Annotated in this window: 8 protein-coding genes; 2 read left to right on the top strand and 6 right to left on the bottom strand. The window is 50.4% G+C overall.

Features of this window, described 5'->3' with window-relative positions:
- Nucleotides 1-279: 279 nt before the first annotated feature.
- The 5 genes from ACCI49_RS21975 to ACCI49_RS21955 all read right to left on the bottom strand — a co-directional run bounded on the left by ACCI49_RS21975 (nt 280) and on the right by ACCI49_RS21955 (nt 7359).
- Nucleotides 280-2196: a DUF885 domain-containing protein gene (locus ACCI49_RS21975; RefSeq protein WP_371841377.1), complete on the bottom strand. Its 1917-nt coding sequence runs from the start codon at nt 2194-2196 to the stop codon at nt 280-282.
- Nucleotides 2197-2340: 144 nt separating this feature from the next.
- Nucleotides 2341-3207 carry a mechanosensitive ion channel family protein gene (locus ACCI49_RS21970; protein WP_371841376.1) on the bottom strand — a complete coding sequence of 289 codons (867 nt, stop codon included), beginning with the start codon at nt 3205-3207 and terminating at the stop codon, nt 2341-2343.
- A gap of 49 nt (nt 3208-3256) precedes the next feature.
- Nucleotides 3257-3850: a DNA-3-methyladenine glycosylase I gene (locus ACCI49_RS21965; protein ID WP_020414108.1), complete on the bottom strand. Its 594-nt coding sequence runs from the start codon at nt 3848-3850 to the stop codon at nt 3257-3259.
- 182 nt (nt 3851-4032) lie between these two features.
- Nucleotides 4033-5022 (bottom strand): SDR family oxidoreductase, encoded by a 990-nt coding sequence (locus ACCI49_RS21960; protein ID WP_282952159.1) that lies wholly within the window; start codon nt 5020-5022, stop codon nt 4033-4035.
- Nucleotides 5023-5250: 228 nt separating this feature from the next.
- Nucleotides 5251-7359 (bottom strand): prolyl oligopeptidase family serine peptidase, encoded by a 2109-nt coding sequence (locus ACCI49_RS21955; protein WP_371841374.1) that lies wholly within the window; start codon nt 7357-7359, stop codon nt 5251-5253.
- Nucleotides 7360-7445: 86 nt separating this feature from the next.
- On the opposite strand from ACCI49_RS21955, the gene dtd reads away from it, so the two are divergent.
- A complete protein-coding gene (gene dtd / locus ACCI49_RS21950) occupies nt 7446-7883 on the top strand; it encodes a D-aminoacyl-tRNA deacylase (RefSeq protein WP_371841373.1) in 438 nt (145 codons plus the stop codon).
- Nucleotides 7884-8314: 431 nt separating this feature from the next.
- Entirely contained in the window at nt 8315-8743 is a 429-nt protein-coding gene (locus ACCI49_RS21945; protein ID WP_371841372.1) for a GNAT family N-acetyltransferase, read from the top strand.
- A 197-nt stretch (nt 8744-8940) separates the two neighbouring features.
- On the opposite strand, the gene ACCI49_RS21940 is transcribed toward ACCI49_RS21945, so the two are convergent.
- The gene (locus ACCI49_RS21940) at nt 8941-9936 is read right to left on the bottom strand and encodes a YncE family protein (protein WP_371841371.1); all 996 of its coding nucleotides are present in this window, start codon (nt 9934-9936) and stop codon (nt 8941-8943) included.
- Nucleotides 9937-10708: the final 772 nt, after the last annotated feature.

Here is a 10708-nt window from a genome sequence, read left to right as displayed (position 1 = left end):
TCCGTGCAATTTCTGCTATAGACTCTGATTTCTTCCAAAGCTTTACGGCAGTTCGGCGTTTCTCTTCCTGCGCGGAAGCGGGTAATTTTCTTGCATCAATAATATCCATTTGGGTATTATACAGAACTATAGAGCCACCGGGTTAATAATAAATCCCCCAAACCCCAAATAAAGGAAAACTAAGGCTCCCCCCTTTCCATCAGAAGACGATTATTATATGCGAACACACAAAAAAGCCGGGCATAGCCCGGCTTTATGCTGCTAGCAGTATCTATTGAGCTATGTGCGCTTAACTGACTCCACCCAGGCAGCCACACGGCTTTCCAGAACCGGTACCGGTAGGGCGCCGCCACCCAGAACGGTATCGTGGAAACCGCGGATATCGAACTTATCACCCAATTGCTCTTCAGCCTGCTTGCGCAGTTCCTGAATCTTCAACATACCAATTTTGTAAGCGGTAGCCTGGCCCGGCCATACCAGGTAGCGACGCACTTCGGAGCGCACGGCAGTTTCGGGAATCGCGGAGTTCTCCAGGAAGTACACTACGGCTTCCTCCTCACTCCAGCCCTTGGCGTGCATACCGGTATCCACTACCAAGCGGATCGCGCGCCACATCTCAGCGGTCAGGTGGCCAAACAGGTTGTAGGGGTCCTCAAAGGCTCCCATTTCCTTGGCCAGTTTTTCAGAGTAAAGCGCCCAACCCTCCACATACACCGTGAAATGTGCCTGGGTGCGGAACTGTGGGATCCCCTCCAGTTCCTGTGCGATGGAGATCTGCATATGGTGGCCGGGGTTGCCCTCATGGTAAGCCACGGTCTCCATATCGGTAGTGGAGTAGGCGCTCATATCGGACAGGTGCGCATAGTAGATGCCCGGACGGGAGCCGTCTGGGGTGCCAGGATAGTAGTGTTGGGCACCGCCATCCTGCTCGCGGAAGGACTCCACACGCTTAACCACCAGCTCGGCCTTGGGCAGTAAGCCGAAGTATTGCGGCAGTTTCTTGGAGATATTGTCGAGGAAGGCTGTTGAGTCATCCAGGTAGCCTTGGCGGCCTTCGTCGGTATTCGGGTAGTAGAACTGACCGTCTTCACGGATGAACTTGAAGAACTCCTGCAGGTTGCCCTCGAAACCCACCTGCTTCTTGATCGCCTCCATCTCACCGCGGATGCGCGCCACTTCCTTGAGGCCGATATTGTGGATTTCATCGGCGGTCAGGCTGGTGGTGGTGGTATTAGCGAGGCGCTGGTTGTAGTAGGCCATACCGTTCGGCAGGCTGCTGGCCCCCTTGGGCTCTGCAGATGCTTTCTCTACATCTTTCTTCAGCCAAGCAATCAGGGTTTCGTAAGCGGGCAGGAACTCGCTTTCCAGAGCCTTGCGGGCATCTGCGGTCAGCTTGTCAGCCTGCTTCTGGTCAATCTTACCGGCTTCGAGCAGCTCAGCGATCTTGCCCTTGGCGCCGGCCCACAGGGGGGCGTCTTTGCCATCGGTAAAGGGAGCGCCATCAATCAGTTTATTGGACTGCTCGATCGCACCCTCGTAAGCGAAGCGCGGTGGGCGGATACCCTCTTTAGAGGACTGCTCTGCGCGCTCACGCAACTGGTTGATAGCATGGGAAATACCGCCGATACGGGCAATATACGCCTGCATATCCTCGATATTGTCCACCTTGTGGAAATTCAGCAGGAAGTTCGGCAGCTGTGACTGCACACCGCCCATCTGCTCAAAGATATAGCCGTGACGTTTGAAAGGCTCTGCAGCCTTGGCCTGTTCGAACTGGTAAATCCAGATATCGTAGGAAGTTTTGCCTTCCTGGCTCAGCTTTTCGTAGTCAAAATTCTTCTTGAGTTCCGCAACGGCCTTTTCCTTCCAGGCCAGCTGGCGCGCCTCGGCGGCTTCGCTCATATCGTCGATCTGGTCGTACTGCTCCTTGCGGCCGAGATAGGATAGCTGCATGGGACTGAACTGCAGCTGCTCTTCATAGCGCGCATCCAGCCATTCCGTCAGGCGCTTGGTCTCAGCCACCGCATCAATGGTTACATCAGCCACCGCATCAATGGTTACAGGGGCTTCGGCAACGGCACTTTGAGCTTTGTCGGCATTCGCTCCCGCCTGAGCGGTCTTATCGCCCTGACAGCCCGCGAGGATAGCGACAGCCAGCAGGCTGGGAATCAAAGGGTTGTTCAGCTTAATCGGCATTTTCCTATCTCGGTCAAAAGTTGTACAAAAAAACGCCGCTAACTTTGACACGAAATCTTTGAACTGTCGATTCGAGCTCTTTCAAACGCCATATCTGTGCGTTGAGCCGTGGGAGAAGAGGCTATTTCACCTCAGTAAATGGAGTTATCTTGGTCCCGTGTTAGCGCCCCGCGAATCCGCGGTGCTACTCTCGCTCCTGGGCACATCTTCTCGCAGTATTCGCAGCTCTCTCTGCGGGAAGGGAATAGTTAGTCCAGCCTCTTCCAGCGCCGGCTTAAGGCGCTCCATCAGCTCCCAGTACACACTCCAGTACTGGTCAGTTCCAGTCCATGCCCGCAACTGCAGGTCCACAGAACTATCGGCCAGTGCACGCACCGCATAACTGGGCTCCGGTTTAGCGAGAATTCGTGGCTCCTCCTCTACCAGCTTGCGCAACACTTCCAAACCGGCCTCTATATCATCCCCATAAGCGATGCTCGCCACTATCTCAATACGGCGGGTCTTATTGCGGCTGAAGTTAGTAAGTGCCCGCCCCCAGATCACGCTGTTGGGAACACTGACATGCAGGCCGTCTGGGGTATCCAGCTCGGTAGTGAAAAGACCTACCTCGCGCACGGTTCCCAGAGCCTGGTCGAATTGAATAACATCACCTACACGGAATGGACGGAGCCCCAACAGGATAAATCCTGCGGCGATATTCTGCAGGGTATCTTTTAGCGCCAAGCCCACTGCCAGCCCTGTGGCGCCGAGCAGGGCGATCAGGCTGGTGGTGTTGATACCAAAGATATCCAGTACCACCAGCGCTCCGACAATATAAATCGCCCAGGTAGTGATATTGCGCAATACCGGCACCAGGGTGGCATCGAGGCGGCTGGGCAGGCGCGCAACGGCACGGCGAGCCAAGTGCGCCGCAACCAGAGTCAACGCAATCACCAATAAAGCGGCCCCCAGGCGCAGAAGGCCGGTGATCACCAGGGGCCAGTATTCGGTAACCAGATTATCCGGATTCATGGGCGCCTTCCTGGTGAGCGTGGCGCACTCACCCCCTGCTGTTACCCCCCTACAAAAGCCCCGCACCCTCCGCCTCGTTTACACAGCGTTGGTGGGCGGGGCAGGATTGCAGGTGATCGTTCACCATTCCTGTTGCCTGCATATGGGCATACATAATGGTAGAGCCTACGAAACTGAAACCGGCTTTTTTGAGCGCTTTGCTCATAGCATCAGATTCTACCGTACTGGCAGGTACCTGCTTGAGGGAGGCCGGTCGATTCACTATCACGCGGCCATCAGTAAATTGCCACAGGAACTCCGATAGGGATTGCCCCTTTTCTCGCAAAGCCAGGGTGGCGCGAGCATTTTTTACTGCGGACTCCACTTTCAGGCGGTTGCGAATAATGCCCGGATCCAGTAGTAACTTTTCCACTTTTTTGGGTGTATAGCGCGCGATTTTTCCCACATCGAAATCATCAAACAAGCGGCGGTAATTTTCCCTTTTATTCAAAACTGTAATCCAGGAAAGTCCGGCCTGGGCACCTTCCAACAATAGGAATTCGAACAGGGTTTTATCATCTGTAACCGGACGCCCCCACTCCTCGTCATGGTATTGCTGATACAATGGCGTTGACAGACACCAACCGCAGCGCTTCTCCTCCATTATCGACTCCTAAAAAATTGCCATTAATACAATAAAACCAAAAATCGGGAGATGAATCATTGGATACTGGCGTTTGGTAGATACTGAGGTGGGGCGCTAATGGGCGCCCGAGAAAAAGTAATACTGAATTAATTGCAAAACCAGTAATAAGGCGACCAAAATAAAAATAATATTACCGCGATTCACTTTGACTCCAATAAATTTTGCTGTACTAACCAATCACGACATTCGCATAACATAGTATCCAATGCCACCTGTGATTGATAATCGAGTTCGCGTTCTGCCTTGGAGCTGCTGGCTACAACCCGGCGTGTAACCAGGGTAGCCTTTTCCGGGGTAATGACCGGCTCATTGCCGCTCACTCGCGACCAGAGATCAGAAAACCAGGCAATAGACTGAATAACAAAGGCGGGAGTAGTACGCTTGGGCACAGGCTTGTGTAACAACTCGGCTATTTTTCCGAAAAATTCCAGGAAGCTCGCATCAGTACCAGCGAGAATATAATTTTCTCCGCAGCGACCCTTTTCCACTGCATTAATATGTGCCCGCGCTACAGCGCCAGCATGGCAAAAAGAACCCCAACCAGGAGGCACTCCCGGTAACTGGTTTTTATCTATCAGAAAAAAAGTCTGAGCCCAGCTGGAAGTATCGTATTTACCCACAATTGCACAGGGGTTGAGAAATACCGCATCAAGCCCCTGATCAATTTCCTTGCGTACGGCAATTTCCTCTCGCTTCTTGGTATATAAGTAATGATGACGAGGATCATCAGCCAGTTTTGCACTCTCCTCCGTGATCTTATCTTTGTGGTAGCCGTAGGCAGAAATAGAGCTGGTGACTACCATACGCCCTACATTTTTTTCCCTAGCCACTTTAGCAATATTTGCTGAACCCTCGACATTGTCTCTCCATTGCTGGACATTGCCACCGCGCCACATACTGGTGTTAGCAGCCATATGGAACAGAGCATCGACATTGTCTGGGATAGCCGAGCGAAGAGAGTCGAGGTCTTCCAACGAGGCCTCTACCAATTCCGCCCCCATAGAGCGCAACATATCCGTATTTGAGGTTCGCCGGTGCATGGCGGTCACCCGCCAGCCATCGTCAACCAGCTGCTCCACCAGATTGGCACCGAGGAAGCCACTGCCCCCCGTTACAAACGCATGTTTCATAAATCCACCGGATGATTAGTTATCGTTATTCATACCCAGTGATGTTCTCTGCCGAAACCGCCACCCTCCGGAAGGGCAAACCGGCTGGTGGTACCGCTGCTCCGGCAGAGTGGGCCGCACACCTAATCCTTCAGTGATACGACCCCAGAAATTCATCCAACTTTTCTTTAATACCGGGAGCCTCAACAAATGGCCTCGGTATCGTTTATGTCGGATTAATTGGAAAGATTACTCGATTTTCATACCGAGCTGGTAGGCGAGGAAGCTCCACTGATTAGCAAAGTCTTCCACCTGCATCCATATCGGTTTGCCTGCGCCGTGCCCCGCCCGGGTCTCCACCGCGAGCCATACAGGTTTATTACAGCCCTGATCCCTCTGCAGGGCGGCAGCAAACTTGTAGCTATGCCAGGGCACCACTCGATCATCGCGATCGGCAGTGGTAATCAGAGTGGCTGGATAGCAGGTACCCCTGCGGGTATTGTGCACCGGGGAGTAAGCGTGCAACGCTTTAAATTCCTCACGATTTTCACTCAAGCCATAGTCACTTGACCACTGACGCGCATTGGCGGAAGCCGTATGATAGCGCAGCATATCGAGTACACCCACCACAGGTAGTGCCGCAGCAAACAGGTCTGGGCGCTGCACTAGAGTCGCACCCGCAAGCAGTCCACCGTTGGAGCGGCCACTGATACCCAGTTTCTCTGGAGAGGTAACTTTTTCCTCAATCAGCCACTCAGCTGCGGCAATAAAGTCATCGAATACATTTTGCTTTTGGGTTTTGGTGCCCGCTTGATGCCAGGCATTGCCGTACTCACTACCACCGCGCAAGTTGGCCAGTGCCAGGGTACCGCCCATATCCAGCCAGCCCACAAAGCGATTGTAGAAGCGTGGCAACTGAGCGGAGTTGAAACCACCATAACCATACAGCAGCGTAGGGTTGGAGCCATCGCGTTTCATGCCCTTCTTATGCACCAGGAATAAAGGTACGCGGGTGCCGTCTTTGCTCTTATAGAAATGCTGGCTCACGGTTAAGCCAGAGAAATCTGTCGCGTATTTCGGCCGCTTGAACAGCTTGGTTTCACCAGTCTGCACATTCAGGTGGTAAATGCTCGGCGGGGTTATAAAATTGGAGAAAGAATAAAAGGTCTCCACTTCATCCGGCTCGCCGTAAAAGCCCTTCACGGAACCCACACCGGGTAGCTTCAGCTCGTACTGTTTCTTGCCGTTGGTATCGGTCACCAATACCCGCGACTTGGCGTCTTCCAGGTAATGAAGTACGAAGCGATCGCCGATATAGCTGGCACTCTGCAGGGTACTGTTTGTTTCCGGCACCAGGTCACGCCAGTTCTTGCGTTGCGGCCTATTCAGGTCGATAGCGATCACACGCCCCAGTGGTGCTCCCGCGCTGGTCTCAAAAAAGAAAGTGCTCCCCTTATTGCCAAGATACTGGTACAGACCATCCCAGTCATCCAGCAGCTTAACGACCTTGCCACTTTTATCGCGCAAGTCGCGATAGTAGAAGCCGTTGGAGTCATAGCCATCGAAGATACCGAATAACAGGTAGTTCCCATCGTCACTTACCGCTGCTCCAGGGTTGCGGGTGGGATGATCCGTAATTTGGTATATCAACTGGTCTTGCTTCTGAGCATCCCCCAGGCGGTGAAAATAGACTGCTACCTGCTTGCTATCATCCGCAGTGCCATCCTTGTTAAACGGGTAGCGGCTATAGTAAAAACCAGACTCATCCGGAGCCCAGCTGGTATCACTAAACTTGATACCGGTCAGCTGCTCCTCCAAGTCCTTGCCTGTCTCAAGATCGCGAATACGATAGTCGGTCCAGTCAGTCCCACCATCAGAGATACCGTAAGCCAGGTATCGGCCCTTTGGACTGACTTTGAGGCGTTTGGCTGCAATAGTGCCATCCTCGCTCAGGCTGCGCGGGTCCAGCATTGGCTTGCCGTCCTGGGCAAGCTCTGGGGTGCGGTAGAAAATATTCTGGTCCCAGTCACCGTTGTTATAGTCGTAATAGTAACTGTCACCTTTCTTATAGGGCACGCCATATCGCTCATAGCGCCACAGTTCCGTAAGGCGGTCATTGATCTTCTGCCAGCCGGGCAAATGTTTCAGATGCGGCAGAGCATGCTCATTTTGGGCCTTAACCCACTCTTTAACCTCTTTGTTGGACATGTCTTCCATCCAACGATAGGGATCCGCCACCTCGATACCGAAATATTCATCCACATGTTCGACTGCTTTACTCTTTGGGTAAGAGTCTGCCGCCTGCACACTAGCTGTGGCCAGGGCTCCAGCCAGGAACGCTATTAACTGTTTCTTCATACCGTATTCTCGGTTTCTCTACGTTAATCAGTCCGCTAATCTAGGGCATTTACACACAGGGTTCCAGAGAGAAAGAGAGGTCTGAGATGAAAGGATTGATCCAGCGGGTTAGCCACGCCCGTGTAGATGTGGCTGGAGAGTCAGTCGGAGCCATCGACAACGGATTGCTGCTTCTATTGGGCGTGGAGGCCAAGGATAATCATGAGAGCGCAGACAAATTGCTGAACAAGGTACTGAATTACCGGATTTTTTCCGACGAAAATGGGCGTATGAACCTGAATGTACAGCAGGCCGGCGGTGGTTTATTGGTCGTCAGCCAGTTTACCCTGGTAGCCGAGACTGACCGCGGCCTGCGCCCCAGCTTCAGCCGTGGTGCCAGCCCCCAGCAAGCCGAAGCGCTCTATGACTATTTCGTCGAGCGTGCAAAATCCCAGTTTTCGCCTCTAGCCAGCGGAGTTTTTGCTGCAGATATGCAGGTCTCCCTCCTGAATGACGGCCCGGTTACTTTTATGCTGGAAACATAATTTGCGGTATCGCCACTGGATTTTCGCCGATTACCATCCTGCAAATTATCGAGTAGTTACTTGATTCCAGGGCTGCAACGGAACTTGTTTTAACTCGCATTTAAGGGAAAAGATTAAACCTCTCATAATTACTATTGGGTCAGAAGGAAAGAATACACTGCACTCGAGACGCGCTGTGAATACACTCCTGTAAGCCCGTAATCGGCATCCATGTCTCATACGGTCCCGAGCACAGTGTATTCTTTCCTTCCCTCTTTTTAGTGTCATGGTAGAAATCGCAACCCGGGAAGAAATTCTTGTATGCCCTAAAAACAGAAAGTGAACACAGTGCGCGTTCTCTTTGTCACCGCAATTGGCTGTAGGGCTTGGGCAAGTTTACCTAACCGCTTGTAGAATAGGTAAATTCGGCTTATTTAGTAAAGTTGGTAGCTATGGAAATCTCTGTAACAGAAGATATTCTCCTCAAACCCCTCACAGATGCAGATGCGCAGGAAATTCATCTACTTATTGAACAGAACCGTTCCCTATTGGCGAAATATCTCTATTGGGTAGAGTCAATTAAGGATCTATCCAGCACCAGAGAATATCTTCGCCAGCGAATCTACAGTAAAAATACCGGAGCCGCTTGGTACAAGATTATTTTTGAAGAAAAAGTTTCAGGCATTTTCGGTATAAAAGAGGTAAATTTTCATAAGCGATGCGCTGAAATTGGTTACTGGCTCTCCACCCACTGCCAGGGCCGAGGAGTTATAACGAGAGTAGTGGAAAAAATATGTGTGCATCTGAAAAATAACCAAGGGGTCCGTAAACTTAGTATTCAGTGCCTCTCTGAAAATATAGCTAGCATTGCAATAGCTTAGCGGGCTGGTGGTATCCATACAGATACAGTTGTCAACCATTATACTATTGATGGCAAAACCCAAGATCTCAAAATCTACACCATAAGTCTTTAGGCAACTCTTTCTACAAACAGTTAATTGTTCTCAAGAGATTACACTTTAGAAGAGAGCACTAAGACAACAGGTGCAAAACAAACTACGCAATTGCACCACTAACCTTATTGTGGCTTGGTCTTTACCGGGCTCCACTCCAAACCATCCGCTCCCTGCCCAGCCCTAAATACCCGCCCAACAGTCCAGTTATCAGTATCTATTTCTACTACTTTTCCATCTCTCTGTGACCCGGCAAATAGAAATTTACCATTCGGAGAAAATAGTAGAGAAGCGGGCTCACGGGCACCTACAGCACCTACGTCTATTGCCTTGATTTCTTTACGTGTCGCCGCATCATAGATCAGTATCCTATGCCCCTGAAGGTCAGCTACAGCGACTAACTTCCCATCCGGATTAAAACGAATCCGAATAGGTAAATAACCCACATCCAAGGTCTCCTTCTTCTTGAGACTATCAGTGTCGTAGATAAAAATATTTTTCGACTGATTGTTTCCTATCCATAACTCTTTACCATCGGGGCTAACCCAAACCGCCTCTGGTCCCTCACCGGCGGGAAGTGTGGTTTTCAGGTTCATTGACTCTGTATCGATAACACTAAAAGTATCAGAGCCGCGACTGGTGACATAAGCGGTTTTGCTATCCGGTGACAGAGCCAATAAATGGCTGCCTATCTGATCTGTTGAGACAGACCCAATTACTTTTCCCGATGAAACATCTACTTTAATAACATCATTGGTTTCTTCTGTTGTGACAATCACATTGTTACTATCGCCCAGCCAGGCAATACCATGGGGGCCCATGTGCGGGCTAATCTTGATGATGCTAATTCGCCTGCCCGTTGCCACATCAAAAACATTTAATTCCTCACCTACATAGCCGTCCTCAAGATAGGAAACCACTACTGCCTTGCTCTTGTCGGGAGAAAGAATCATTTCATGGGGTGCGCCCCCCGTTTCTGGCCGTTTAATTTCCTGGCCATTCTCCAGGTCTATAAAGCTGACTGTACCTTCATATTTATTTCCTACAATCAGCGTACTGGCATTAGAGACTCCAACACCCACAAACAGGCTAGCCAGCACACAAGCGAATACTATTTTCATCAAGAGACCTCAAACTTTAACGAGCCCAGAGCCCGGCAAACCAAAATTATCCGCTTTGAAGAACTATAAATATGACTATCTTGAACAAGGACACAAAGGAGTCTTTAGTGGCGTCAAGTTCTCTTAAGAATAGGCGTTATTTCCAGTATCAAATAAAGGCAAACTCTAGAACTATTCTTCATAAAAAAACCTTATCAACAGAAACCATGGATAGACCTGTGCATAACTCCGGGATATCCACTTTCAGATCCCAGTTTCCGCAGGGGGCTTTTTAATGGGTAAAAAAACACCACTGATTTTTAGGGGATTTCCACAGGCCGGCCGTTATTAACAGAATGGCTGGATAGACTTGTGTATAACTGTGGTATATCCGCGGCCAGCCTTACAGCTGTGTGACATTGCACGAGCGCACAAAAAATCACCGACATTTTATTGATATTTTTGTGTCACTTTTTTCACTGTTAGTGCTCTTTTTTACAGCGGAGAGGGTTTCTTACTAAAAAGAGGGAAGGAAAGAATACACTGCGCTCGGGACCGTATGAGGCATGGATGCCGATTACGAGCTTACAGGGATGTATTCACAGCGTGTCTCGAGTGCAGTGTATTCTTTCCTTCTGATCCAATAGTAATTCGGGAAATTTTATCGAGAAGAGTACTAGTAGCACTGCGGAAAATTATTTCGGAATACCCTTCAAGAAAAAATCACAGTAAAAATAGAGGGGCGAATTATTTTTTCGGGAGAAAAGACGGTGGTAGAAGCCTTTCCTTTTTA

The organism is Microbulbifer epialgicus (assembly GCF_041447265.1).
Taxonomy (GTDB): Bacteria; Pseudomonadota; Gammaproteobacteria; order Pseudomonadales; family Cellvibrionaceae; genus Microbulbifer; species Microbulbifer epialgicus.
This window is presented reverse-complemented; position numbering and strand designations above follow the sequence as displayed.

Coding starts and splice junctions, on each gene's coding strand:
- ACCI49_RS21955 (WP_371841374.1), bottom strand. CDS start 7,359: ATGAAGAAACAGTTAATAGCGTTCCTGGCTGGAGCCCTGGCCACAGCT.
- ACCI49_RS21975 (WP_371841377.1), bottom strand. CDS start 2,196: ATGCCGATTAAGCTGAACAACCCTTTGATTCCCAGCCTGCTGGCTGTC.
- ACCI49_RS21965 (WP_020414108.1), bottom strand. CDS start 3,850: ATGGAGGAGAAGCGCTGCGGTTGGTGTCTGTCAACGCCATTGTATCAG.
- dtd (WP_371841373.1), top strand. CDS start 7,446: ATGAAAGGATTGATCCAGCGGGTTAGCCACGCCCGTGTAGATGTGGCT.
- ACCI49_RS21960 (WP_282952159.1), bottom strand. CDS start 5,022: ATGAAACATGCGTTTGTAACGGGGGGCAGTGGCTTCCTCGGTGCCAAT.
- ACCI49_RS21940 (WP_371841371.1), bottom strand. CDS start 9,936: ATGAAAATAGTATTCGCTTGTGTGCTGGCTAGCCTGTTTGTGGGTGTT.
- ACCI49_RS21945 (WP_371841372.1), top strand. CDS start 8,315: ATGGAAATCTCTGTAACAGAAGATATTCTCCTCAAACCCCTCACAGAT.
- ACCI49_RS21970 (WP_371841376.1), bottom strand. CDS start 3,207: ATGAATCCGGATAATCTGGTTACCGAATACTGGCCCCTGGTGATCACC.